Origin of the sequence: Lutibacter sp. TH_r2 (assembly GCF_033101135.1) — a bacterium.
In the GTDB taxonomy this organism is placed as follows: Bacteria; Bacteroidota; Bacteroidia; order Flavobacteriales; family Flavobacteriaceae; genus Lutibacter.
Genome location: NZ_JAWMPV010000002.1, coordinates 496,566 through 523,047, shown reverse-complemented (window position 1 = coordinate 523,047; position 26,482 = coordinate 496,566). Strand labels below are relative to the sequence as shown.

Here is a 26,482-nt window from a genome sequence, read left to right as displayed (position 1 = left end):
TTTTACTAAATCAAAAGTACTATTTTGTAGTTTTATTTTAATTTATTTGTAATTGAGCGAATTTACAAAAAAGGATGTTTTATTTAAACAAAACCTTTAAAAGTGAAGTATTTTTACTGAAAAATATTTATAGAGCATAATTTTTTTTCAAAAACTCAATAAACAGGCTCGAAAACGTTTTAAATATGAATTTTTCAAAAAAATTAAGTAGGTCTATAAGCCGGATTTTGTACTTAAAAGCTCTTATCATTTATCTATATTGCTAATTACTTAACAATTAAAGCTGCCTACCCCTTGAAATAAGACGAGTAGCCTTAAAATTTCAATATACGTGGCATTGCACCGCATAGAGTTTACCTGGTTTCACTACAGCCGAACTGTACTTGCTTTCTGTTGCACTTGTCCTCAACTCACGTTGGACGGATGTTATCCGCTATGCTACTCTATGGTGTCCGGACTTTCCTCTCAATTAATTGAGCGATAAGACGACCTACTTAATGCGGCAAAAGTACGCTAAATTATTGCATAAAAAAACCCACTCAATACTATGAGTGGGAAAATTGCTATGAAAAAGAAAAAGTGTTATTAGAAATACATCTAATAACACTACAAATATATAAATTTTATGTTTTTATATAATAATTATTACTAATTATTTACGAAAACATGTCTTTTACTTTTTCAAAAAAAGATTTATCATTTAGTGAAGGTGAAGGCGTAAAATTTTCATCTTCTAACATAGACTCAAAAAACTTTTTTTGTTCTTTATTTAAATTTTGAGGAGTCCAAACATTGGTGTGAATTAATAAATCACCATTTCCATAATGATCAATACTAGGTAAACCTTTTCCTCGTAATCTTAATATTTTTCCTGATTGTGTTCCTGGCTCAATTTTAATTTTTACTTTTCCAGTTACGGTATCTATATTTTTACTAACTCCTAATACTGCTTCAGAATAATTAATATATAAATCAAAATGAAGATTTGTACCTTCTCGTTTTAAAGTTGGATGTGCTTCTTCTTGAATTACTACTAATAAATCTCCATCTAAAGAGCTATTACCTGGTGCTGCATTTCCTTTTCCATTTACTTTTAACTGAACACCTTCAGTAACACCTGCTGGTATTTTTATTGAAACTGTTTCTTCATCTAAAATTAATCCACTAGCATCAGAACCTTTTGGTCTATTATTTATAACCTCTCCTGCTCCTTGACATGTAGGACATGTGGAAGCTGATTGCATTCTACCTAAAATTGTATTAGTTACACGCATAACTTGACCTGTTCCATTACAATTTGAACACGTTTTATATGTAACCCCTGCAGCTTTAATTTTACGTTTAACTTTTACTTTTTTCTCAACTCCATTTGCAATTTCTTCTAGTGTAAGCTTTACTCGAATTCTTAAGTTACTTCCTTTAACCATAGCTCTTCCACGACCGCCGCCGCCAAAACCGCCAAAGCCACCGCCACCACCAAAAGCACCGCCAAAAATATCACCAAACTGACTAAATATGTCATCCATATTCATTCCGCCACCGCCAAAACCACCTTGACCACCTTCAAAGGCTGCGTGTCCATATTGATCGTAACGTGCTTTTTTATTTTCGTCGCTTAAAATTTCATACGCTTCTGCAGCTTGTTTAAACTTTTCTTCAGCAGATTTATCATCCGGATTTTTATCTGGATGATATTTAATTGCCATTTTACGGTAAGCTTTTTTTATTTCTGGTGCTGAAGCACTTTTAGAAATTCCTAATATTTCGTAGTAATCTTGTTTCATTTTTATATTTTATTGTCCAACAACAACTTTTGGATATCTAATTACTTTATCTCCAAGTTTATATCCTCTTTCAATTACATCAATTATTTTTCCTTTTAACTTATCGGAAGGTGCTGGAATTTGTGTAATAGCTTCATGAAGTTCAACATCAAAAACATCTCCTTGCTTTACTTCAATAGTGCTTAAACCTTTTTGTGTTAAAGAGTTTGAAAGTTTATTTTTAATTAACTCCATACCTTTTAACAATTCTTTGTCTTTAGCTTTTTTAATTTCGCTTAAACCTCTGTCGAAATCGTCCAATATTGGCAATAAAACTGTCATTAAATCTTCATTGGCAGTTTTAAATAGCTCTACACGTTCTTTTGCAGTTCTTCGCTTGTAATTTTCAAATTCAGCAAATAACCTTAAAAATTTATCTTTTTCTTGAGCTAGATCTTTTTCTAATTGCTCTTCTTTACTCACCTCTGGTGTATCATTTAGAGTTTCTTCCTGGTTTATATCTTGCTCTTGCACTTCATCTTGTGCAGGTTTAGTATTTTCTTTTTTGCTCATAATTGCTTCTTAAAAAAATTTCAAAAATTTGATTGCAAAAGTATTGCCATTTTTTGAGATATGCCAATATGACATTGATATTTAAAAAATTATTTATAAATAGGACGTAATTGCAATTAAAACGCATTAAAGTATAGCAATTTTAAAAATGGAAATGAGCTAATTATTTCTATTTTTTCAAAAGATTATGATAGTGGAAAAGTGTGTTTGTTAAATCTAGTCGGCTCTAGTTATTCTTGCTCCAATAGCTTTAAGGCGTTCGTCAATATTTTGATAACCTCTATCTATTTGCTCTATATTATGAATTGTGGATGTACCTTTAGCTGAAAGTGCAGCAATTAATAACGAAATACCAGCTCTAATATCTGGGGAAGTCATTGTGGTACCTTTTAAACTTGATTTATGATCCATACCAATAACAGTTGCTCTATGTGGATCACATAAAATAACCTTTGCTCCCATATCTATTAACTTATCTACAAAGAATAAACGACTTTCGAACATTTTTTGATGTATTAGTACACTTCCTTTTGCTTGCGTAGCAACTACCAAAATAATGCTTAATAAATCTGGTGTAAATCCTGGCCAAGGTGCATCTGAAATGGTTAAAATAGAACCATCGATAAAACTTTGGACTTCGTAACTTTTTTGTTCTGGAATAAAAATATCATCTCCTTTACGTTCTAAATTAATTCCCATTTTTTTAAAAACTCTTGGAATTAAACCTAAATCGTCCCAACTAACATCTTTAATTGTTAATGAAGATTTAGTCATAGCAGCCATACCAATCCAGCTACCAATTTCAATCATATCTGGTAAAATTCTGTGTTTACATCCACCTAACTTTTCAACACCTTCAATAGTTAGTAAGTTGGATCCAACACCTGATATTTTAGCACCCATTTTATTCAACATTTTACACAACTGTTGAAGATAAGGTTCACAAGCTGCGTTGTAAATAGTTGTGATTCCTTTAGCTAAAACTGCAGCCATTACAATATTAGCTGTACCAGTTACTGAAGCCTCGTCTAAAAGCATGTCTGTACCTTTAAGTTCATCTGCTTCTACACCATAAAACTTTTCATCTTTATTGTAACGAAACTTTGCGCCTAACTTTATAAAGCCTTCAAAATGAGTATCTAAACGTCTTCTTCCTATTTTATCTCCTCCTGGACGTGGAATATATCCTTTTCCAAAACGAGCTAATAATGGACCAACAATCATTATGGATCCACGTAAAGAGCTTCCATCCTTTTTAAATTTATCTGATTCTAAATAGAATAAATCTAAATCATCAGCTTTAAAACTATAGGTTTCTTTGGCTACTTTTTTGGTTTTAACACCTAATTCACCTAAAATAAAAATTAACTTATTTACATCTATTATGTCTGGAATGTTACTAATAGTAACTTCTTCTTTAGTTAAAAGTACAGCGCAAATAACTTGAAGCGCTTCATTTTTTGCACCTTGAGGAGTAATGCTTCCGCTTAATTTATGTCCTCCTTCAATAATAAATGTAGACATTTGGTTTAGTTTTTAGGTTATTTCTTTTTTTTATAATGACCTTGGTTGTGTTGACGACCTTTTTGCTGTGTATTTTTACGCTGTTTTCTATTAATATCTTTAAATTCAGATAAAACTTCTTCTGATTTTGTTAAATCTATTTTACCATCCGATAATTCAGTTAAATGTTTAAAAATTACCGTATCATCAACTGTATCTTTATTCCAATTTAGATAACATTTTTTCATATGGTTAGCTATAGTAAAATAAAGTGCATCACGTACTTCACCTTCTTCCCAAGTTAAAGCAGTATCAATCATTATTTGAATATTGTTTCCGTAAAAACGATATTTTGTTGCTGATTTTGGGTATTTTAAAGGTTCTGGTTTTGCTTGTAAAATTTCTTTTTCTGGCTTATCGTATGGTGAGTCTACATCTAAATTAAAATCTGCTATTATAAATAACTGATCCCATAATTTATGTTTAAAATCAGGAACATCGCGTAAATGTGGTTGAAGATTTCCCATAACATCTACAATAGCTCTCGCCATTTTATTTCGCTCCTCTTTTGTTTCTAAATTAATACAGTGATTTACTAATTTTTGTATATGTCTACCATATTCTGGTATTATTAATTTTTCTCTATCTGAATTGTATTCTAAATTATATTCCATCTATCTATTCATTAATTCTATAGAAAAATGTTGTGCTGTAAACATTTTTCTTTTTATTTTTTATAAATGCAAATTACAACTTAAATTTTGGATTTCAATATGAAATTAACCTATAATTTTAAGTTTTGCGAATTGTAATAATAATTTTTTTATACCTACTGAAGCAAATTGAATTTCGGCTTTTTTATTAGCACCGTTTCCTTCTAAACTTATAACTTTTCCTTTTCCAAATTTTGTGTGTTCAACTATATTTCCAACAGTAACATCGCTATCAAATAAATTAGCTTGGCTATTTTGATTTGATTTGGTTTCGGTAACTTTTTTTAAGTTTTTTGGTGGTACAAATTGAGCTCTTGGTGTCGCTTTTTTCTTTTCAGGTGTGCGTTGTATTGGTTTTTTAAATCGAATTTTATTTTGTGGAACACTTCCAAAAATAGCATCGTTTATAAATTTATTTTGAGAAACTGCTTTTGGTGCTGGAGCTAAATGTTCTAAATAATTTTCATTAATTTCTTCTAAAAATCTACTTGGTTCACAATCAACTAATTTTCCCCATCTATAACGTGTTTGTGCATAACTTAAGTATGCTTGTTGTTCGGCTCTTGTTAGTGCTACATAAAACAATCTACGTTCTTCTTCTAATTCACTTCGTGTATTCATACTCATTGCTGAAGGAAACAAATTATCTTCCAATCCAACTATAAATACATGAGGAAATTCTAAACCTTTTGATAAATGAATTGTCATTAATGACACTCTTGGCTCATCACCTTCTTTTTCACTATCAAAATCAGTTGCCAACGCTACATCTTCTAGAAAAAAAGCTAAAGAATCTTCTTCTCCTTTTTCTTTTTGAACTTCAATAAAATCTTTAATTCCGTTTAATAATTCTTGAACATTTTCTACTCTACTTACACCTTCAGGAGTTCCATCTTTTTCTAAATCTTTAATTAAACGTGTTTGTTTTACAACAAGTTCTGCTACTTCAAATGCGTTTTTTGTTTGTGCTTCAATTTGAAAGTGCTTAATCATGGTTACAAAGTTTTCTAACTTTGTTTTTGTACCCGAATTAATATTTACATCTGTTAAATTTATGGTTTGAAGCAATTCAAAAATCGATTTTTTATAGTGGTTTGCTGCAACACTTAATTTATCTATTGTTGTTGCTCCAATTCCACGCATTGGATAGTTTATAACTCTTTTAAGTGCTTCTTCATCATTTGGGTTTATAAGTAAACGCAAATATGCTAATGTATCTTTAATTTCTTTACGTTGGTAGAATGATAAACCTCCGTAAATTTTATATTTTATGTCTTTTTTACGCAATGCATCTTCAATAGCTCTTGATTGCGCATTTGTTCTATACAAAATTGCAAACTGATCGTTATTAAGTTGTAAATTCATTTTAGCATCAAAAATGGTATTTGCAACATATCTACCTTCATCAGCTTCTGTAAAAGTTCGCATTACTTTTATTAAATCTCCAGCATCATTATCAGTCCAAATTTCTTTGTCTAATTTAGTTTTGTTTTTTTCAATAACACTATTGGCTGCCTCTACAATATTTTTTGAAGATCTATAGTTTTGTTCTAATTTATAGATAGCGGCATTTGAATAATCTTTTTGAAAATTTAATATATTTTGAATATTTGCACCTCTAAACCCGTAAATACTTTGAGAATCGTCACCAACAACACAAACGTTTTGAAATCTATCTGCTAACGCTCTTACAATTAAATATTGCGAATGGTTTGTATCTTGGTACTCATCAACTAAAATATATCTAAATCTATCTTGATATTTAGCTAAAACCTCTGGAAACCTTGTCAATAACTCGTTGGTTCTTAACAATAAATCATCAAAATCCATAGCTCCAGCTTTAAAACACCTTTCTACATATTGATTGTAAATTTCACCAACTTTAGGACGTTGAGCCATTTTATCGGCTTCAATTAATTCTGGATTGTTATAATACGCTTTAACTGTAATTAAACTATTTTTAAATGAAGATATTCTACTTAAAACCTGTTTTGGTTTATATCTTTCTTTGTCTAATTGTAGCTCTTTAATAATTGAACTTATTAAGCGCACAGAATCTTGCGTATCGTAAATTGTAAAATTTTTAGGAAACCCTAGTTTATCACTTTCTGAACGAAGAATTCTAGCAAAAACAGAGTGAAATGTTCCCATCCATAAGTTTTTTGCCTCGGAAGTACCAACTACAGTTGCAATACGCTCTTTCATTTCTCGAGCTGCTTTGTTGGTAAAAGTTAGTGCTAATATGTTAAATGGATCTACATTTTGTTGCATTAAATATGCAATCCTATACATTAAAACACGTGTTTTTCCTGAACCAGCTCCAGCAATAATAATCATTGGGCCGTTTTTATGTAAAACAGCCGCTTTTTGAGATTCGTTAAGATTTTCTAGGTAAGTATTCACTCAATTTTTCTATAAAATTCAAAAGTACTATTCTAAAGTAAGTTGAGCAATAAAAGTTATTGACAATACTTAAATAATTTATTTTCTAAAAATTTGAACTGTAGCTACTAAAAATATACCTACCATTAAAATAACACTTGCAATTAATAAATTAAGGTGATAATTCTGAATAATCCCTTGATTAATCATCAATAAAAAACCTTGACTAAACATTAATAATTCTGTAACTAAAACACCAATTAAAGTAAGGTATACACCTATTTTTGAATAGATTGATTTAAGCTTTATAATATTAGATTCATTTAAAAGAAAAAATATAAAAACAGTCATAAAACCTAACGTAAACAAATGTAAATAGCCAATAATTAAAAATGGTTTTAATGCAATTGATTTAGTTACAAAATATGGAAATGCTGAAAAAAACTGAATACTTAATTTTAAACTATATGAAGCTATTGAAAATAAAAATAATGCCTTGGAAACTTTACTCAATGTTTTTACTGTTAAAAACTTACCAACAAGTTTTATCAAATATAAAAGAGAAATAATTTGAAATAAGGCTGCTAATCCTCCTAAAACATTAAACATTATTGAAACGTCACTCCATAAAACTGAAAGAAAATATGCTGGAATACAGGCTAAATTTAAAAATATAAAAAAATACTTTTGGTGTTTATTTGAAATTGATATTTTTTTATTTTCTAATAGTTTTAAAAACAAACCAAAAAGGGCAAAAACAAAAAATCCATTGTATAAAAAGTGAAGGTAAAAATACACTGTATTGTAATACAATTCTGTTTTACCTTGTGTAACTATAACATATGCCAAAAACCATGTTGCTAAACTAGAAAGTAGATAGTAATAAATTCCAAATCTCACTAATTTACTACTATACGAAATTTCTTTTATATCTTTTAATAGTTTAAAAGATATGCCATAAGATGTAATACCAAAAACCGACAATACTATTATAGAAAAAGCCTTGTAACCTACTAACGGAAAGCTAAATAGCATTAATACAATACAAAGTAACATTACCAAAAGTGTAAACAAATATATTTTAGATTTCCATTGTTTAACATCAACAAAAAACCTAATTATTAAAATAAGTACACCTAAATATCCCCAACCTAAAAATGCTACATGTGAATGACTTTGTAAAATATTTTTATAGTCAAAATTTTTGATAGGAAAAGAAAAATTCCAACGCATTAAGAATCCATAAAATGCAGAAATAAACAATAAAAAAAATGAAAATTTTAAAATTGTGAGATGGATGGATGTTTTTAACATAATTATTTCTTCAACTACAAAGAAACATTAAAATTGGATATAAAAAAAGCGGCTATTAAGCCGCTTTTCATAATATTAAAATTGATTATTTTAAAAATTTATATGACACACCAATTGTTATTAAGTCTGTTGTCATTTCATAACCTACTTTTGTTCCTGGAATTGCACCTGTTGGGTTTGTTGGAGCAATAGCCATTGGACTTAACATAGAACCTTCGGTTTTTCCATCACTAGATCCATGGTGGTATAAACCATTAATTGTTAGCTTATCGGTAAATTCATATCCAAAACCAAATTGGTATGCGTTTTTAATTACAGCTGTTGCTGGTATAGAGAAAAATGCTAAATCTTCATTAATAGGATTTGTACTATGCGTATACCCAAAACGTAATGGTAATTTATCAATACCTTTGTATTGAATACCAGCAGAGAAAATAGCTATATTTTCCCAACCAAAACCAGCTACTGAAGCTGTTTGTGTCCATCCACTAGCTTCAAAACCTTCGGTATTTTCATAATCTACATATCTAATATCAGCAGCTAAATCAAAATTACTAGTTGAATAACCAAGACCGAACGATAAAATTGCTGGATAATCCATTTGGAAATCAACATCTGGTGCTGCCGAACCGTCTAAATAAGTATTACTAAATTCAAAGTCACTAAATTTTTGTCCTGTTTTGTACGATGCACCTACTTTAACACCTCCATCAGATTCATAATACAATCCAAACTGTGCTCCAAAACCAATTGCAGAAGCTTTATCACTTACTGGATACCCCAAAGTCATACTTGGAGAAGCTAATGGGTTAGGTGCTAATTCTAAACTAGCATAATTAAAATTTGGTTGAATACCTATTGAAAAATTATCTGTAATTTCATAAGCCCACGTTAAACCAACTTGTAATAACATATAGTCTGATTCAATATGTCCAAATCCACCCATACTTTGCGGCATATTAATAGCGTTGGTCATACTTTCAGGAAAAGTAACCCCAAAACCACTAATACCAAAAGCAGAAACACCAAATGTGTGTTTACTATCTTCTTTACCCCAAACCATTGCTACTGAAGGCATTGGTGAAACACCTCTATCATCTTCGGTTACTCCAGAAAATTCAGGAGAACCAGCTCCCATAAACCCAGCAGGTAAAGTAGAAGATAATTCAGGAGAAGAGAAAAAAGCTCCAATATCAAAGTTCAAAATTTTATTGTCAAATGTAGAAAGTGATGCAGGATTCCATTGAATTGCTCCACTAATATCTATTGGTTGTGCAGTTGCAGCTCCACCCATAGACATATTAACGGCACCAACACCTTGCATAATATGACCCGTTTGTGCAAAAACTCCTGCAGAAAATAGCAAAAAAGCTAACTTAAATAAATTTCTCATAATGTTCTGTTTGTTTAATTTAATGATGTTTTAATTCTTTTCTTATTTAGCCTTAAAAGAATTATATGTTAAAAATATTAACAAAGTCAAATATAATTGATGACAAATATCAGTTAAAATATTTAATTCTGTAACATTTGTTACGTATAATGGTGTTAAAATTAATTTTTAGCGATTTTTTGATGAAAATATTTCAGATTTCATAAAATTATTAAACTAAACTATAATATTTACATTAGGTGTTTTATATTTGAATTTTAAACTAATTATATGGATTTGGAACGTATTATTGAATTATTAAGTTACACAATACCTTCAATTGTTACTGGGTTTGTTGCCTATTACTTTTTTGTTAATCACACAAAAAATGAAGAACGAAAACTAAAATTAAGTGTACTTAAAGAAAATCAAAAGCAATCACTACCTCTTAGATTACAAGCTTATGAAAGAATGACGCTATTTTTAGAACGTATAAACCCTTCTAAATTATTATTAAGAGTTACTTCTGTAAATAATGATAAAGCTGCATATGCTCAAAGTTTAATTAATACAATTGACCAAGAGTTTGAACATAACTTAACGCAACAAATTTATATTTCAAATGAATGTTGGAGTATTGTAATTGCTGCAAAAAATGCAACTGTACATTTAATAAAAAAGACTGCTGCTGATAGTAGTATTGAGTCTGCTGAAAACTTGCGTGAAGAAGTATTAAAACAAGTTTTAAATAATGGTTTTCCTTCAACCACAGCACTTTCATATATAAAAAATGAAGTAAAAAGTATTATTTAAACTGTTATTAAGGGATTAAATCACAAAAATGAAAACCAGATGCATTTGTTGAATTATCATCTTTAGTAATCTCATACTCTCTGTACGTTTTTTCGCCTAATTTAAATTTGATTGGATTTTTAAAAATTGGACCATCAAATACAAATGTATGAAACTCACCATTTTCACCACAAGGATCTACGTTTTTAGGCAAATCTTTTAAAAAGTCTTTATCTATAATTCTTCCTGTAAAATCATTTCCTAAAAGTTTTGAACTTGCACAAACTACAATTGTTTTAAAACCTAAATCAATAAATTCGTTTACAATTTCTGTTGTATCTCGCTTCCAAAGTGGAAAATAACCTTTTAAACCTACTTCTTTTAACCTTGTTTCACGGTATGCTCGTAGATCTTCTAAAAAAATATCACCAAAAATACTGTGCGTAATTTTCTGGCTGTTTATATCTGTAAGTTGATCCTTCATGATGGCATCATAATCTTCCATTGAAGGTGTTTCGGGCAATAAAATTCTTTTTATAGGAAGTCCTAATTCTAGACCTTGAGCCGTTAATAATTCATTACGAACACCGTGCATAGAAATTCTATTGTACTTTGAATTTACTGTAGTAACTAACTGTGCAATATCAAACTTATTGTCTTTTAAAACATGATACAACGCTAAAGCGCTATCTTTTCCTCCACTCCAATTAAAAATAGCCTTCTTCTTATTCATCTAAATTACTTTTTATTTTTCCTTATAACTAAAAATTGGTAATAGCTTAAATATACAAGCTATTACCAATTTAAATATAAATAACTATTACAATTAGTTAAAATAAATTTTTGATGCTGCAACAGGTGCAGCAACTGAAGTTGTTTTAGCTCCAGAACTTATACTATAGATATCCATAGTACTTTGGGCTGTAAAACTAGCGTCTAATATAAATAAATTATTGTTATTAACTGCCATTCCATATAAGTATCCTGCAGATGTATCAATAAATTCTGCAGTAGGTAAAGCTGTATCTGAACTACTCATTTTAAACACTTTAGAGCCTATAGCATAATATAAATCAGATCCATTACTTGCCAATAAACTTGGGTGAACACCTTCTTCAAATGTAATTTCAGAATCTACAGTATTTGTTGTTGTGTTTATTTTTGAAATAGCACCAATAGTATTTCCTATAACACTCCAAGAAGCATCATATTGTACTGCTCCTTCAGATAAAACCACTAAATCACCTGAATTATCAATAAATAATTCATCAGGATTATCCTGAACTGTTATTTCTGTTACTACTTTTGAAGCTATATCAATAACTGAAATTACGTTATTTGTTCCATAACCTCCTTTATGAGATACATATAACTTACCTCCATCTGCAATAATTCGTTCGGGACCAAAACTAATTGTAGTTTTACTTAAAACCGTATACGACGTTAAATCAATTTCAGCTACATAAGCACCAGTTGTACCCCAGTTTGTTACATATCCTTTTTCATCTACAACAGTCATATAACGTGGTGTAGCTAAATCTGTTGTAATAGTACCTAATTCTTCAAATGTATATCTATCTACAACAGTAATAGTATTTTGGTTATCAGTTACAATAAATGCTCTTTCATTGTCAAAAGCGACAGATTGTAAATATGTTCCAAATTCTTTAGAATTAACTTTATTGTAAATTTGATGCTCTACTGTTGCAAAATCATCAGAAACATAGGTTATAGAAGGAGAAGAAGCACCTGTTCCTTCACCTGATATAATAATCCCGTTTTCATAATCTCCTTTTGGTAATTGTGGTTCATCGTCATCATCACACGACACGAATAATATACTTAGTACAAATATGCTAAGTAAAAATTTACTGATTTTCATAATTTAAAATTTATAGTTTATGTTAATATTAAGATTTCTATTAGGCATTGGTCTGCTTGGCAACACAACATATTCTTTATTAAATACATTGTTTACCTTAACTCCAATACTAAACTCTTGATTTGTTTTTTGAATAATTTTATAATCTGCACCAACATTTCCAATATTGAAATACGGAACAGTATAACTATCTATATTATCGGTTGTTGTATATACTTCACCATTAAATAAATGTTGATAAAATGCACTAATTCTTTTAAAAGAATACCCTAAAGAAGCATTCATTAAATGCTTTGGCACATAGGTTAAGTAATTATCATTTTCTTTATCTTTTGCTATTGTGTAGCTATAATTTAAATTGAAACTAAAGTTGTGATTTTTAATATTCTTATTAAAATCAGCAGTAAACTCAATTCCTTTATTTTCCGTTTTATCCAAATTAATTGGCACCCAAATTCCAGGTCTTTCCGGATCTCCACTTGGTGTCCAAACAATTTTATCTTCAGAGTCGATATAGAAAAATCCTACATCTAATTTTAAATTATTTATATTATATACAAACCCTATTTCACTTTGTACAGAAGTTTCTGGTATTAAATCTTCATTTCCTTGTCCTGGCCAATACAAATCGTTATACGTTGGTACTCTGTAGTTTTTAGAACCATTAATTCTAACTAAAATATTTTTAAAAGTTTTAATATCAGCTCCTAAAGCAAAAATTAAAGGTACATTGTAATCCGAATTAAAATCTTTTCTAATTTTAGCGTTTATATTTATTAAATTACTAAGGCCTTGTGTGTATATAATTGATTGAGAAAATTGTCTTCTATTTTTTTCTTCAATCTGGTCTGTTTTTCCAAAAGCAGATTCATATTCAGAAAAAGTTTCAACACTTGAATTTTTAGCTATCTTATAATTAAAATCATATTTAAAAATATATCTTTTAGACTTTCCAAAGTTATAACTACTACTATTTTTATCTATGTAATATCTGTATTCTTGTTTTAAAAATGCAGCTTTTAAAGTATGTGAAAATTGATTTTTATGATAGTTATATGTTACTACATTTCGTAAATTATAATCTTTATATTTTTCTTTTGCCGCTGAAGGATTTGGTAAAGTTCCCGAAAACTCTCGTTCACCTGTGTAATTTGAAGAATATAAACTTAACTTACTGAAATTAGATAACTTATAAGCTAAACTTAAATTAAAACTTAAATTGTCAAAGGCACCATTTTCGTTTTTTAAATCGGTTCCTAACCACTCATAATCATTATCAGATATATTGTATGAAACTCCAAATTTAACAGCCAATTTTTCACTTCCATAAGAAAATTTGTACAAATTATTAAAGGTATTATAACTTCCAACTGAAGAGACAATTTGATTTTTTAATCCAGTATTAAAAGTTAATTGATTGTTTAAATGAACCGTACCACCTATTGCTCCCGAACCAAATTCAATACTTCCTCCACCACTTCTAACATCTATATTGTCAGTTAAATTAACCGATAATGAATTAAATCCTGTTTGTCCGTTATTTAATGAATTTATATTAATTCCGTTCCATACAACAGCTGTATTCGAAGCACTTGTTCCTCTAAAACTAGCAGAACTTGTTCCTCCTGCTCCATATTCTTTTAAATAAATTGGAGAATTAAATCTTAATAAATTAGTGAAAGACTCTGTGTTTTTAATAATTATAGAATCGGAAAGTGTTAGTACTTTATAACCTTTAGAGTACTTTTTTAGCTTTGCGCCACTAAGGTTCACAACTTCTAATTGTTGAACACTATCTAACTGTCCAAAAATTTGAATTGAAACTATTAAAAATAAAATACTGAATTTAAATTTCACCTTAAAAACTTTTTCACCCGAAAGTTTATTAATACTCACTTTTTTAGTTACGGCAGGTCTCCTGGCTTGCGTATTGTTAATTCCTTCCCATTCTAAAATTTGAACAGTGGACAAAGTTTTTAACAACCACCTTAAAGGCTAAGCTTACAGTTGCGGGTACAGCTTCGGAGTTTAACCGAATTCCCTTTTCACGCTATTATATAATAATATAATAAAGAACCATAATCTGTGGCAAAAGTAATTATTTAAGATGAATTAGTGTCTTTATTTTTTAAAAATATTACATTTGCTAAAATTTTAAAAAAAATCCTTTTTCTTTGATGTGATAATTATGTCAACAATAAAAAAATTATGAAAAAAATACAACCTACCTTTTATTTAATTTTATTGTTAACTATATTTTCTTGCAATACTAATTCAGAAAAAAAAATTACAAACAATAGCAAATCAGTTATAAAATATGCAAAAGGATTTGATATTGTAAAAACTGGAGACCAAACCAATTTAATTATAAAATCTCCATTTCCTGATGCTAAAGAAAAAACCATTTATAAAATAGTTTCAGAAAAGTCATCTAATATTAATGAAATTCAAACACCTTTAAACTCTATAGTAGTTACTAGTACAACTCATATTCCTGTATTAGAATTATTAAATGTTGAAAATAAATTAGTTGGGTTTCCAAATACAAATTTTATTTCTTCAAAAAAAACACGTGATTTAATTGATAAAAATGTAGTTAAAGATTTAGGGCATCCAGACCACATTAATACTGAAAGTCTATTAGAATTAAAACCTGATATAGTTATGGGATTTTCAGTAAATGGAAATACTAAAATGTTTTCAACTATCGAAAAAATTGGTATCCCTGTTATTTTTAATGGTGCTTGGTTAGAAGAAACTCCTCTTGGAAGAGCTGAATGGATTAAACTATTTGGAATTTTATTTGATAAAGAAAAACTAGCAGATAGTGTTTTTACTAAAATTGAAAAAAGTTATTTAGAGGCCAAAAAAATAGCTTTAAATTCTAAAACAAAACCTTCCGTTATTTGTGGTGGTTTATATAGAGATGTTTGGTATATGCCTGCTGGAAATAGTTTTGAAGCTACTTTTTTAAAAGATGCAAACACTAATTATTTATGGAAAAATAGTAGTGGAACAGGAAGTCTATCATTAAATGTAGAAAATGTATTTGATAAAGGTCAAACTGCAGAGTTTTGGTTTTCTCCAGGAATGTACAAAACTAAAAATGATCTTGAAAAAAGCAACCATATTTCTTCTAAAATGGATGCTTTTAAAAATAACTCTATCTTTTCATATAATAATACTCAAGGTGAAACTGGTGGAATAATTTATTTTGAACTATCACCTATTAGACCAGATTTAGTTCTAAAAGATTTAATAAAAATTACTCACCCTGATTTATTGCCTAATTATAATCTTACGTTTTATAAAAAATTAAATTAAAAATTATGAAAAGATTACGCCCTAAATCTAATATTGATGAGCTTTGCTACCCATATATTTATGAAGAATCTTTATTATGTGATTATGAGATTTTAACTGATGATTTAACTCGAACGGTTGGATGGGCTATTAATGATTTAGGTGTTTTAAGAAAACAATTTCCAAAAAGTATCGAATTAAAAAAACTAGAGGAAGAATTAAATTGGATTCTTCCATTGTGTTATCATTTAAACGGTTCTATTAGAGGTGAATTGGCTATTACAGAAGAAGATCACCATCAACTATTAAAAAACTATCGAAGTTTTAAAACCATTACTGAAAAATCTATTTCTGGCTTTGTTTTACCTGGTGGAAAATCTCCTGTAGGAATTTTAAACAAATGTTCTTCTATGTGTAAACAAGCAATTAGATTAATGGTTAAAATACATAACGAAGAACAAAAAGAAGTTTCAGATATTTTACCAAAATTTGCTAATTTATTATGTAATTATTTTTTTACTTCAACAGTGTTAATAAACCAAGTTACTGGTTTTAAAGAAACTCCATTTATAAGTAAAAGTTACAAGTAATTTTTTTTAAAATAAAGCAGTTTGCCCATCATTATCTTTTGAATTAGAATCTTCAGAATCATCAACAACTTCTTCGTCATTCACTTCAACATTATCAACAATAGGTGGTTCATATGGTAAAGGCTCTAACCTATTTACTGTTCTTATTTTTTCTGTAGTTAACTGATTACCGAGCGCTTTAATTCCTTTAACAGCTATAAACTCTTCTAAATTAATTTCCATATCTTCTAAACTACGTTTTGAAAATACAATTTCAACCATTGGTCTATAATCTGTAGAAACAATTTCTAATTGTGATTTTGGATGTTCCGATATAAACAATTCTTCTTTATTTGGATTGTCAATCATAAAACGTTTTATATAGTAACGTTCTTTTTCACCATCAAAATAAATTGCAGAAATTGGCTTTTCAGGTTCCCACTTTTCAAGAACAATCATATCACTATCAAAATGTGTAGTTAATTCTGGCTTTATAGTTTTTACTTCACCTTTTTGATTGATAATTAACAACCTATCTGCTGCTTTAAATTCTCCTAATAATTCACCTCTGTTATCAACATTTAAGCGTTGAACGGTATCATCAAACCAAATTTTACGTGGTTTTAAAGTAGAAACTCCTTCAGATTTTAATTCAATTTTTCTAATTGCGTATTTAGTAACTGTATTTCCTCTAACTGCTCTACCTTTAATTGCTAATTCAGAAAAATCTAAATCCCATTTCAATTTTTTAATACTGCCTACCGAACGTAAATTAATAGTCACTACTTCAGCTTCACCATTTGGATTTGCTGTAAAATAATGTACTATTGAAGCTTTATTTCCGTTTGTTAAATCGTATTCTTTATCACGTGTAATACTAGTTACGTGGAAACGTTTCATATAACTTGGACCATTTCTACCATCTCTATAAATCATATTGTAAACGGTACGCTTATCTCTTTTCTTAAAAATGGCTATATGAATAATGTTTTTACCTACAAAAGTTTTAGAATCAACTTTTGTAATCATCATTGTTCCATCTTTTCTAAAAATAATTACATCGTCAATATCTGCACAATCTGCAACGTATTCATCTCTTTTTAAAGAAGTTCCAACAAAACCTTCTTCTCTGTTTACATATAATTTAGAATTACGCATTACTACTTTAGTAGCAACAATATCGTCAAATAATCTAATTTCAGTTTTACGCTCTTTTCCTTTCCCGTATTTAATTTTTAGATTTTTAAAGTAGTCAATTGCATAGTCAATTAGATTTGCTAAATAATCTTTTACTTGCGCAATTTTCTCTTCTAAACTCTCAATAAACTGTTTTGCTTTGTCTATATCAAATTTTGAAATCTTTTTAATTCTAATCTCTGTTAATCGAACAATATCTTCTTCAGTTACGGCTCGTTTTAAATGTTTAATATAAGGTTTTAATCCTTCATCAATTGCCTTAATTACACCTTTCCAAGTTTCCTCTTCTTCAATATCACGGTAAATACGGTTTTCAATAAAAATACGTTCTAATGAAGCAAAATGCCATTGCTCTTCCAATTCGTTTAGTTGAATTTCAAGCTCTTGCTTCAATAAATCAACTGTATGATCTGTAGATTGTTTTAAAACTTCTGAAACTCCTAAAAATCTTGGCTTATTATCTTCAATAACACAACCTAATGGCGAAATTGAATTTTCACAAGTAGTAAATGCATACAATGCATCTATGGTTTTATCTGGTGAAATACCGTTTGGTAAATGAATTAAAATTTCAACATTTGCAGCAGTATTATCTTCAATTTGCTTTATTTTAATTTTCCCTTTATCATTCGCTTTTAAAATAGAATCTATTAATGATGAAGTAGTTGTTCCAAATGGAATTTCATTTATAACCAAGGTTTTTTTATCAAGCGTAGAAATTTTTGCTCTAACACGAACCTTTCCTCCTCTTTTTCCATCATTATAATTCGAAAAATCAGCAATTCCTCCAGTTAAAAAATCTGGAACTATGTTAAAACTTCTCCCTTTTAAATATTTTATGGAAGCGTCAATAAGTTCGTTAAAGTTATGTGGTAATATTTTTGTTGAAAGTCCAACCGCAATACCTTCAGCGCCTTGTGCTAACAACATTGGAAACTTTACTGGTAAATCTACAGGTTCTTTTTTTCTACCATCGTATGAAGCTTGCCATTCTGTAGTTTTAGGATTAAAAACAACATCTAACGCAAATTTAGATAAACGTGCTTCAATATAACGCGAAGCTGCTGCTCTATCTCCAGTTAGAATATTTCCCCAGTTTCCTTGCATATCAATTAGCAAATCTTTCTGTCCAATTTGCACCATTGCATCAGCAATTGAAGCGTCTCCATGTGGATGGTATTGCATTGTATGACCTACAATGTTGGCTACTTTATTGTAACGTCCATCGTCTAAATCTTTCATAGAATGCATAATTCTACGTTGAACTGGTTTAAATCCATCTTTAATTCCAGGAACTGCACGTTCTAAAATCACATAAGATGCATAATCCAAAAACCAATCTTTATACATTCCCGTTACCTTGGTAATGGTTTCTTGGTTTCCAAAATCTTCATTTAAATGTTCCTTGTTATCTTCTTCTTGCATATTATTCTTCAACTATATCAAGTTCAACTTTTAGATTTTTTATGATAAACTTTTGACGATCTGGTGTATTTTTCCCCATATAAAACTCCAACATACTTTCTATAGAAGTTTCTTTATCTAACATTACTGGTTCTAAACGAATATCTTCACCTATAAAATAAATAAATTCATCTGGTGAAATTTCTCCCAAACCTTTAAATCGTGTTATTTCAGGTTTACCTTTTAACTTTTTAATTGCATCTCTTTTTTCTTCTTCAGAATAGCAATAAAATGTTTGTTTTTTATCGCGTACTCTAAATAAAGGTGTATCTAAAATATATAAATGCCCTTCTTTTATTAACTCTGGAAAAAATTGTAAAAAGAAAGTTATTAATAATAAGCGAATGTGCATACCATCAACATCGGCATCAGTTGCAATTACTATATTATTATATCGCAAATTTTCTAAACCATCTTCTATATTTAAAGCGGCTTGCAATAGATTAAACTCTTCGTTTTCATACACAATTTTTTTACTCATATTGTATGAGTTCAATGGTTTTCCTCGCAAACTAAATACGGCCTGTGTATTTACATCTCTAGATTTTGTAATGGAACCACTTGCTGAATCACCCTCGGTAATAAATAATGTACTATCTAAACGATTGTCTTTTTTTAAGTTATTTAAATGAACTCTACAATCTCGTAATTTTTTATTGTGTAAACTTGCTTTTTTAGCTCGTTCACGAGCTAGTTTTCTAATTCCAGATAAATCTTTACGCTCTTTTTCAGCTTGTAAAATTTTCTTTTGAATTTTTTCAGTAGTATCTGGATGCTTATGAAGGTAATTATCCAGTTTTGTTTTTACAAAATCGTGAATAAATGTTCTTACTGTAGGTAAATCTCCTCCCATTTCTGTAGAACCTAATTTTGTTTTTGTTTGACTTTCAAAAACAGGTTCCATTACTTTTATACTTACCGCAGAAACAATAGATTTTCTAATATCTGAAGCTTCATAATTTTTACCAAAAAAATCTCTTATTGTTTTTACAACGGCTTCTCTAAATGCATTTTGATGTGTTCCGCCTTGCGTTGTATGTTGCCCATTTACAAATGAATGGTATTCTTCACTATATTGAGCTTTACTGTATGTTATGGCAACTTCAATATCTTCACCTTTTAAATGAATAATTGGAAACATCATAAACTCTTCAGCTATATTTTCTTCTAACAAATCTTTTAATCCGTTTTCTGAAAAATATTTTTCTCCATTAAAAACTATAGTTAATCCAGGATTTAGATATACATAGTTTTTTATCATTTTAACTATATACTCACTTCTAAATTTATATTTTGTAAAAATACTTTTATCGGGCGTAAAAGAAACTTTTGTTCCTTTTCTTAATGATGAATCGTGTGGTTTTTCATTCAGTGTAATATTACCTTGCTCAAATTCTGCAAAGGCAGTTTTTCCTTCTCTTATAGATTGAACTTTAAAATAAGATGATAATGCATTTACAGCTTTAGTACCAACTCCATTTAATCCAACAGATTTTTTAAAGGCTTTAGAGTCGTATTTACCACCTGTATTCATTTTAGAAACTACATCAACTACTTTTCCTAAAGGTATACCACGACCGTAATCACGTACAGTAACCAATTCATCCTTTACCGATAGTTCAATTGTTTTACCGGCTCCCATAACAAATTCGTCAATACAGTTATCTAAAACTTCTTTAATAAGAATGTAGATACCATCATCGGGAGATGAACCATCACCTAATTTTCCAATATACATTCCGGGACGCATTCTAATATGTTCCTTCCAATCGAGCGAGCGAATGTTATCCTCGGTATATGCAGTTTGTTCAGCCATAAAAACGCTATAATTTTTTGAAGAGTTGCTAAATTAACACTTTGGTTTAAAATATAAAAAAAAAGCCTGCTAATTATTATTAACAGGCTTTTTTATATTTTAATCTTTATAACGTTAAGAAAATGAACGTAGTTATCTGTTTTCTTATTTCAGATTACTTCTAGCTTATTCCAGATTTCTCAATAACTGTCGAATTATACATTAAATCTAAAATGCATTACGTCTCCATCTTTTACAATGTATTCTTTTCCTTCAACACGCATTTTACCGGCTTCTTTAACTTTTAGCTCACTTCCATAGCTTACAAAATCGTCATAAGCAATAACTTCGGCTCTAATAAAACCTTTTTCAAAGTCTGTATGAATAACTCCTGCAGCTTGTGGCGCAGAATCTCCAATATTTATTGTCCAAGCTCTAACCTCTTTTACACCTGCTGTAAAATATGTTTGCTGATTTAATAATTTATATGCAGCTCTAATTAATACAGATGCTCCAGGCTCTTTTAAACCTAAATCGTCCAAAAACATTTCTCGCTCTTCAAAAGTTTCCAATTCCATAATATCAGCTTCTACACCAACTGCTAAAACTATTACTTCAGCATCTTCATTTTTAACAGCTTCTTTTACAGCATCTACATATGCATTACCTTTAACAGCAGCGTCTTCATCTACATTACATACGTATAAAACAGGCTTATCTGTTATAAACTGTAATGGTTTAATGTATTCTTCTCGCTCTTTATCTGTTAAATCAATTGCTCTTACAGATTGAGCCGCTTCTAAACCTTCTTTAACTTTTAAAAGAACATCTAATTCTTTTTGAGCTTCTTTATTTCCAGTTCTAGCTGTTTTTTTAACACGCTCTAACCTTTTTTCTAAAGTTTCAAAATCTTTTAATTGAAGTTCTATATCAATAGTTTCTTTATCTCTTACAGGATCTACAGTTGTGTCAACATGTACAATATTATCATTATCAAAACACCTAACTACATGAATAATAGCATCTGTTTCTCTAATATTTGCTAAAAACTGATTACCTAATCCTTCACCTTTACTTGCTCCTCTAACAAGGCCAGCAATATCAACAATATCAACCGTTGCTGGTAACACACGCTCTGGATTTACCAATTCTTCTAATTTCACCAACCTATCATCTGGTACATTTACAACCCCAATGTTAGGTTCAATAGTACAAAATGGAAAGTTTGCACTTTGCGCCTTTGCATTGGATAAACAATTAAATAAGGTTGATTTACCTACGTTTGGTAATCCTACAATTCCTGCCTTCATATTTTAAAATTTTTGCGGTGCAAATATAGCATTTTAGTTTTGTTAAATTTTATATGAAATCTTAATTTATAAAATTCAATTTATTTATTTTGTTTAATATTTATTGTATTAGATTAAACATTTTGTATATTTGACATTATGAAAAGCTTTTTTAAATACTTTTTTATTAAAAAATATCATCTTTTATTCTTTGCCTTTATTTTTTTTTATTCCTGTGAAGTTCAAAATGATTCGATAGATGAAATTAAACCAATAGAAGAACTTGAAACAATAAACAATAATTCTCCAGTTGAAAACAATACCAATACTTCAGAATCAAAAAACATAAGTTATTTAGCTTTAGGAGATAGCTATACCATTGGTACTTCCGTAAATAGAGAAGATAGTTTCCCTTTTATTTTGGTTGAAGAGTTAGAAAGTCTAAATGTATATTCTAAAGAACCTAGAGTAATTGCACAAACTGGATGGACAACTAGTTCACTTCTATATGCAATTGATCAAGAAAATATTACAGAAGAATTCGAGTTAGTAACTTTATTAATTGGTGTTAACAACCAATATTCTGGCCAAAGTATTTCTACCTTCCGAGAAGAATTTGAACAATTATTAAATTTGGCTTTAAAATTTGCTGGAAATAACACTGATAATGTAGTTGTAATCTCTATACCTGACTGGAGTGCGAGTCCATACGCAACTGGAAGAGACAAAAATAAAATACGTCAAGAAATTGACGCTTTTAATAATGCAAAACAAATAATCACTGCAAGTAAAAACATAACATTTATCAATATTACAGAAATTACTAGACAAGCAGAAGGTAATGATTATTATTTCGCTTCAGATCAATTACATTTTTCTGGAGCAATGCACAAATTATGGGTAGATGAAATTCTTAAATATATTAATTTTTAAACTCTAATCTTTATGTAAAAAACGTTCTTTTGATAATAATTGCTCTTCAGTTTCTTCGTTCTCTTCATCTGGAACACAGCAATCTACAGGACAAACAGCTGCACACTGCGGTTCATTATAAAAACCTTTACATTCTGTACATTTATCTGAAACAATAAAGAAAAAATCATCCTCTAAAGGTTCTTGCACTTGATCTGCATTTACTTTTTTACCGTTTGGTAAAACTACAGTTCCCTCTAACTCTGTTCCTTCAGAATATTTCCAATTTTCTGCAGCTTCATATATGGCATTATTTGGACATTCAGGTTCACATGCTCCACAATTTATACATTCATCAGTAATTTTTATTGCCATAACTATAATTAGATTAATTTTACAGCAAATATAAAAAATTTAACTAGTAATGAATTTAAATCAACGTATTGAAGCCTTTGCAAAATTAGGTGAGTTTTTATCTCAATTTTCTTCTGAAAAAATAGAAAAAAAAGAAGATTCTGAATTCAATAATTTATTTTTTGAAGCATTTAAAATGCAATTAGAGAGAGCTTCTGAATACAATGGTTGGTTTACAAAAAATAATGTTTTAAATGCTTTTGAAAACTGGTCTAAAACCTTAACTAAAAGCAACTTAAACAAATGGACTTCAACGTACGCTTTCAATATTAAAAATCCAAAAAAGATTGCTGTAATAATGGCTGGGAACATTCCCCTAGTTGGTTTTCATGATTTTTTATCTGTGTTAATTAGTGGACACAATATAACTGTAAAACTCTCTTCAAACGACCAGCATTTTATTCCGTTAGTTGCTAAATTTTTGGAATATTATAATGAAGAATTTAAAGGTAAAATAACATTTAGTAAAGAAAAATTAACTGATTTTGATGCTGTAATTGCAACTGGAAGTAATAATACAGCTCGTTATTTTGAGCACTACTTTGGAAAATACCCTCATATAATTAGAAAAAATAGAAATTCAGTAGCAATTTTAACAGGAAAAGAAACTCAAGAAGAGTTAGCTTTACTAGGTGAAGATATTTTTCAATTTTTTGGATTAGGTTGCAGAAGTATTTCCAAGTTATTTGTACCAAAAGGTTATAATTTTGACACTTTTTTTAAAGCTATTTATAAATTCAATACTATTATTGAGTATAAAAAGTATGAAAATAACTACAATTACAATAAAGCTGTTTATTTAATGAGTTTATTTAAATTACAGGAAAATGGCTTTTTAATGCTGAAAGAAGATTCGCAATTCGCATCACCAATTGCAACGCTATTTTATGAATATTATGATGATTTTGAAAATCTGTTAAAAAATTTACAACAAAATTCAGATAAAATTCAATGTATTGTATCTAACGAAAACGTTGTAGATTTCGTAAAATTTGGTAATTCTCAAAAGCCAGAATTATGGAATTATGCAGATAACATAGATACCATTAAATTTTTATTAAAATTATAGCATATTTTTTTAGCATTATATTAATGTTGTTACCCTTTTTTTAACGAACTTTGTATCGATTTAACAACAACACTGTTTACACAATGAAAAAACACAATTTTAGTGCAGGTCCTTGCATTTTACCACAAGAAGTACTTAAAAAAGCTTCTGAAGCTGTAGTTAATTTTAATGGTATAAATCTATCATTAATTGAAATTTCACATCGTAGCAAAGAATTTGTTGAGGTAATGGAGAATGCTCGTAGTTTAGTAAAAGAATTATTAAACCTTCCTGAAGGATACTCCGTGTTATTTTTACAAGGCGGTGCTAGCCTTGAATTTTTAATGGCAGCATACAATTTAATGAAAGTTGATGGAAAAGCAGCTTATTTAGATACTGGAGCTTGGAGTTCCAAAGCCTTAAAAGAAGCAAAACTATTAGGAGAAGTAGATGTTATGGCTTCTTCCAAAGATAAAACATATAATTATATCCCTAAAGGGTATAAAGTTCCAACGGATGTTGATTATATTCACGTAACATCTAACAATACAATTTATGGAACACAATTAAAAGAATTCCCACAAACTGATGCTTTATTGGTTTGCGATATGAGTTCTGATATTTTTTCACGTGAATTAGATTTTTCTAAATTTGATTTAATTTATGCTGGTGCTCAAAAAAATATGGGTCCTGCAGGTACAACGTTAGTGGTTGTAAAAGATGAAATTTTAGGAAAAACAGGACGCGTAATTCCTTCAATGTTAGATTACCAAGTACATATTAGTAAAGATAGTATGTTTAATACACCAGCAGTTTTTCCAGTTTATGTTTCTATGTTAACATTACAATGGTTAAAAGATTTAGGTGGTGTTAAAGCCATTGAAAAAATAAATAAAGAAAAAGCTGCTCTACTATATACTGAAGTTGATAGAAACCCTTTATTTAAAGGCTTTGCTGAAGTTGAAGATCGTTCTAATATGAATGTAACCTTCAATTTGACTGATGAATCTACTCAACCTATTTTTGACAAAATTTGGAACGAAGCTGGAATTAGCGGAATAAAAGGTCATAGATCAGTTGGTGGATATAGAGCCAGTATCTATAATGCAATGCCTATTGAAAGTGTTCAAGTTCTTGTAGATGCAATGCAGGCTTTTGAAAAACAAGTTTCTTAACTAAACTAAAAATAATTCAAAATGAAAGTATTAGCAAATGACGGTATTGCACAAAGTGGTGTAAGTGCTTTAAAAGCAGCCGGATTTGAGGTAGAATTAACAACTGTTGCTCAAGAGCAATTGGTTGATTATATAAATGAAAACGAAATTTCTGTGCTTCTAGTTAGAAGTGCTACAAAAGTGAGAACAGATATTATTGATGGATGCCCATCATTAAAAATAATTGGTCGTGGTGGTGTTGGAATGGATAATATTGATGTTGAATATGCACGTGAAAAAGGTTTAAGTGTTATTAACACTCCTGCAGCATCTTCACATTCAGTAGGTGAATTAGTTTTTGCTCACTTATTTGGAATGGTACGTTTTTTACACCAATCAAATAGAGAAATGCCTTTAGAAGGTGATTCTAAATTTAAAGCTCTTAAAAAATCTTTTGCCAAAGGTATTGAATTAAGAGGTAAAACTATTGGTATTATTGGCTTTGGACGTATTGGACAAGCAACTGCCAAAATTGCTTTAGGTTTAGGAATGAAAGTTATTGCTTTTGACCCTTTTATGGATGAAGTTAATTTAGAGTTAGAATTTTTCGATCACCAATCTCTATTTTTTCATATAAATACAATTTCTAAAGAAGATGTTTTAAAAGAAGCAGATTTTATTTCGTTACACGTTCCTGCACAAGAGAATTATGTGATTTCTGAAAAAGAATTTAACATGATGAAAGATGGAGTTTGTATAGTAAATGCAGCAAGAGGTGGTGTTGTTGATGAAGTTGCTTTGGTTGCTGCTTTAGAAAGCGGAAAAGTGGCAAATGCAGCATTAGATGTTTTTGAAAACGAACCAACTCCAGAAATTCAATTATTAATGAACCCAAATTTATCTTTAACTCCACATATTGGAGCTGCTACAGGTGAAGCACAAGATAGAATTGGAACAGAATTAGCCGAACAAATTATTGAAATTTTAGGTTAAAACCTTAAAAATATAAAATTTAAAAGCCTGCTTAAAGCAGGCTTTTTTTA

General features: G+C 29.4%; 21 protein-coding genes, 1 other RNA gene and 1 riboswitch. Of the genes, 7 read left to right on the top strand and 15 right to left on the bottom strand.

Going from position 1 to position 26,482, the window contains the following annotated elements; all coding sequences use genetic code 11:
- Positions 1-200: 200 nt before the first annotated feature.
- The 8 genes from rnpB to R3X25_RS09655 all read right to left on the bottom strand — a co-directional run bounded on the left by rnpB (position 201) and on the right by R3X25_RS09655 (position 9,641).
- Positions 201-497: RNase P RNA component class A (gene rnpB / locus R3X25_RS09690), an RNA gene on the bottom strand.
- Between the two features lie 159 nt (positions 498-656).
- A complete protein-coding gene (gene dnaJ / locus R3X25_RS09685) occupies positions 657-1,784 on the bottom strand; it encodes a molecular chaperone DnaJ (protein ID WP_317674260.1) in 1,128 nt (375 codons plus the stop codon).
- Between the two features lie 9 nt (positions 1,785-1,793).
- Entirely contained in the window at positions 1,794-2,336 is a 543-nt protein-coding gene (locus R3X25_RS09680) for a nucleotide exchange factor GrpE (protein ID WP_317674259.1), read from the bottom strand.
- Positions 2,337-2,552: 216 nt separating this feature from the next.
- Positions 2,553-3,860, bottom strand: a complete 1,308-nt coding sequence (gene murA / locus R3X25_RS09675; RefSeq protein ID WP_317674258.1) for a UDP-N-acetylglucosamine 1-carboxyvinyltransferase — start codon at positions 3,858-3,860, stop codon at positions 2,553-2,555.
- 17 nt (positions 3,861-3,877) lie between these two features.
- Positions 3,878-4,513, bottom strand: a complete 636-nt coding sequence (locus tag R3X25_RS09670; RefSeq protein WP_317674257.1) for a DUF4290 domain-containing protein — start codon at positions 4,511-4,513, stop codon at positions 3,878-3,880.
- Positions 4,514-4,618: 105 nt separating this feature from the next.
- A complete protein-coding gene (locus R3X25_RS09665) occupies positions 4,619-6,955 on the bottom strand; it encodes an ATP-dependent helicase (protein WP_317674255.1) in 2,337 nt (778 codons plus the stop codon).
- A 78-nt stretch (positions 6,956-7,033) separates the two neighbouring features.
- Positions 7,034-8,197: a hypothetical protein gene (locus tag R3X25_RS09660; protein ID WP_317674254.1), complete on the bottom strand. Its 1,164-nt coding sequence runs from the start codon at positions 8,195-8,197 to the stop codon at positions 7,034-7,036.
- 136 nt (positions 8,198-8,333) lie between these two features.
- Complete coding sequence (locus R3X25_RS09655; RefSeq protein WP_317674253.1) at positions 8,334-9,641, bottom strand: OmpP1/FadL family transporter; 1,308 nt, start codon at positions 9,639-9,641, stop codon at positions 8,334-8,336.
- 270 nt (positions 9,642-9,911) lie between these two features.
- Here R3X25_RS09655 and R3X25_RS09650 point away from each other — a divergent pair, with 270 nt between their 5' ends.
- Entirely contained in the window at positions 9,912-10,433 is a 522-nt protein-coding gene (locus tag R3X25_RS09650) for a hypothetical protein (RefSeq protein WP_317674251.1), read from the top strand.
- A gap of 7 nt (positions 10,434-10,440) precedes the next feature.
- Here the strand turns inward: R3X25_RS09650 and R3X25_RS09645 are convergent, their stop codons facing one another.
- From R3X25_RS09645 to R3X25_RS09635, 3 genes are all read right to left on the bottom strand, one after another.
- Complete coding sequence (locus R3X25_RS09645; RefSeq protein ID WP_317674250.1) at positions 10,441-11,145, bottom strand: diphthine--ammonia ligase; 705 nt, start codon at positions 11,143-11,145, stop codon at positions 10,441-10,443.
- Positions 11,146-11,238: 93 nt separating this feature from the next.
- Positions 11,239-12,243 (bottom strand): cell surface protein, encoded by a 1,005-nt coding sequence (locus R3X25_RS09640; RefSeq protein WP_317674249.1) that lies wholly within the window; start codon positions 12,241-12,243, stop codon positions 11,239-11,241.
- Between the two features lie 54 nt (positions 12,244-12,297).
- Positions 12,298-14,190, bottom strand: coding sequence for a TonB-dependent receptor plug domain-containing protein (locus tag R3X25_RS09635; protein ID WP_317674247.1), 1,893 nt, complete (start codon positions 14,188-14,190; stop codon positions 12,298-12,300).
- Positions 14,185-14,390: riboswitch (cobalamin riboswitch) on the bottom strand. (Overlaps the previous gene by 6 nt.)
- 112 nt (positions 14,391-14,502) lie before the next feature.
- Between R3X25_RS09635 and R3X25_RS09630 the strand changes: the two genes are divergently transcribed.
- A complete protein-coding gene (locus R3X25_RS09630; RefSeq protein ID WP_317674246.1) occupies positions 14,503-15,618 on the top strand; it encodes an ABC transporter substrate-binding protein in 1,116 nt (371 codons plus the stop codon).
- 5 nt (positions 15,619-15,623) lie between these two features.
- On the top strand, positions 15,624-16,187 hold the full coding sequence (locus tag R3X25_RS09625; protein ID WP_317674245.1) for a hypothetical protein: 564 nt from the start codon (positions 15,624-15,626) through the stop codon (positions 16,185-16,187).
- Between the two features lie 6 nt (positions 16,188-16,193).
- On the opposite strand, the gene R3X25_RS09620 is transcribed toward R3X25_RS09625, so the two are convergent.
- The 3 genes from R3X25_RS09620 to ychF form a co-directional block, all read right to left on the bottom strand.
- Complete coding sequence (locus R3X25_RS09620) at positions 16,194-18,788, bottom strand: DNA gyrase/topoisomerase IV subunit A (protein WP_317674341.1); 2,595 nt, start codon at positions 18,786-18,788, stop codon at positions 16,194-16,196.
- A 1-nt stretch (position 18,789) separates the two neighbouring features.
- Entirely contained in the window at positions 18,790-20,643 is a 1,854-nt protein-coding gene (locus tag R3X25_RS09615) for a DNA topoisomerase IV subunit B (RefSeq protein WP_317674244.1), read from the bottom strand.
- Positions 20,644-20,837: 194 nt separating this feature from the next.
- The gene (ychF, locus tag R3X25_RS09610; RefSeq protein ID WP_317674242.1) at positions 20,838-21,932 is read right to left on the bottom strand and encodes a redox-regulated ATPase YchF; all 1,095 of its coding nucleotides are present in this window, start codon (positions 21,930-21,932) and stop codon (positions 20,838-20,840) included.
- A 138-nt stretch (positions 21,933-22,070) separates the two neighbouring features.
- On the opposite strand from ychF, the gene R3X25_RS09605 reads away from it, so the two are divergent.
- Positions 22,071-22,844: an SGNH/GDSL hydrolase family protein gene (locus tag R3X25_RS09605; protein ID WP_317674240.1), complete on the top strand. Its 774-nt coding sequence runs from the start codon at positions 22,071-22,073 to the stop codon at positions 22,842-22,844.
- Between the two features lie 3 nt (positions 22,845-22,847).
- Here the strand turns inward: R3X25_RS09605 and R3X25_RS09600 are convergent, their stop codons facing one another.
- Positions 22,848-23,198, bottom strand: coding sequence for a 4Fe-4S binding protein (locus R3X25_RS09600; protein ID WP_317674238.1), 351 nt, complete (start codon positions 23,196-23,198; stop codon positions 22,848-22,850).
- Between the two features lie 49 nt (positions 23,199-23,247).
- On the opposite strand from R3X25_RS09600, the gene R3X25_RS09595 reads away from it, so the two are divergent.
- From R3X25_RS09595 to R3X25_RS09585, 3 genes are all read left to right on the top strand, one after another.
- Positions 23,248-24,306, top strand: a complete 1,059-nt coding sequence (locus R3X25_RS09595; RefSeq protein ID WP_317674236.1) for an acyl-CoA reductase — start codon at positions 23,248-23,250, stop codon at positions 24,304-24,306.
- Between the two features lie 83 nt (positions 24,307-24,389).
- A complete protein-coding gene (gene serC, locus R3X25_RS09590) occupies positions 24,390-25,460 on the top strand; it encodes a 3-phosphoserine/phosphohydroxythreonine transaminase (RefSeq protein ID WP_317674234.1) in 1,071 nt (356 codons plus the stop codon).
- A gap of 21 nt (positions 25,461-25,481) precedes the next feature.
- Complete coding sequence (locus tag R3X25_RS09585; RefSeq protein WP_317674233.1) at positions 25,482-26,432, top strand: D-2-hydroxyacid dehydrogenase; 951 nt, start codon at positions 25,482-25,484, stop codon at positions 26,430-26,432.
- The last annotated feature ends 50 nt before the right edge of the window (positions 26,433-26,482 follow it).

Coding starts and splice junctions, on each gene's coding strand:
- R3X25_RS09620 (WP_317674341.1), bottom strand. CDS start 18,788: ATGCAAGAAGAAGATAACAAGGAACATTTAAATGAAGATTTTGGAAAC.
- ychF (WP_317674242.1), bottom strand. CDS start 21,932: ATGAAGGCAGGAATTGTAGGATTACCAAACGTAGGTAAATCAACCTTA.
- murA (WP_317674258.1), bottom strand. CDS start 3,860: ATGTCTACATTTATTATTGAAGGAGGACATAAATTAAGCGGAAGCATT.
- R3X25_RS09595 (WP_317674236.1), top strand. CDS start 23,248: ATGAATTTAAATCAACGTATTGAAGCCTTTGCAAAATTAGGTGAGTTT.
- R3X25_RS09625 (WP_317674245.1), top strand. CDS start 15,624: ATGAAAAGATTACGCCCTAAATCTAATATTGATGAGCTTTGCTACCCA.
- R3X25_RS09645 (WP_317674250.1), bottom strand. CDS start 11,145: ATGAATAAGAAGAAGGCTATTTTTAATTGGAGTGGAGGAAAAGATAGC.
- R3X25_RS09585 (WP_317674233.1), top strand. CDS start 25,482: ATGAAAGTATTAGCAAATGACGGTATTGCACAAAGTGGTGTAAGTGCT.
- R3X25_RS09600 (WP_317674238.1), bottom strand. CDS start 23,198: ATGGCAATAAAAATTACTGATGAATGTATAAATTGTGGAGCATGTGAA.
- R3X25_RS09630 (WP_317674246.1), top strand. CDS start 14,503: ATGAAAAAAATACAACCTACCTTTTATTTAATTTTATTGTTAACTATA.
- R3X25_RS09615 (WP_317674244.1), bottom strand. CDS start 20,643: ATGGCTGAACAAACTGCATATACCGAGGATAACATTCGCTCGCTCGAT.
- R3X25_RS09650 (WP_317674251.1), top strand. CDS start 9,912: ATGGATTTGGAACGTATTATTGAATTATTAAGTTACACAATACCTTCA.
- R3X25_RS09605 (WP_317674240.1), top strand. CDS start 22,071: ATGAAAAGCTTTTTTAAATACTTTTTTATTAAAAAATATCATCTTTTA.
- dnaJ (WP_317674260.1), bottom strand. CDS start 1,784: ATGAAACAAGATTACTACGAAATATTAGGAATTTCTAAAAGTGCTTCA.
- serC (WP_317674234.1), top strand. CDS start 24,390: ATGAAAAAACACAATTTTAGTGCAGGTCCTTGCATTTTACCACAAGAA.
- R3X25_RS09655 (WP_317674253.1), bottom strand. CDS start 9,641: ATGAGAAATTTATTTAAGTTAGCTTTTTTGCTATTTTCTGCAGGAGTT.
- R3X25_RS09670 (WP_317674257.1), bottom strand. CDS start 4,513: ATGGAATATAATTTAGAATACAATTCAGATAGAGAAAAATTAATAATA.
- R3X25_RS09680 (WP_317674259.1), bottom strand. CDS start 2,336: ATGAGCAAAAAAGAAAATACTAAACCTGCACAAGATGAAGTGCAAGAG.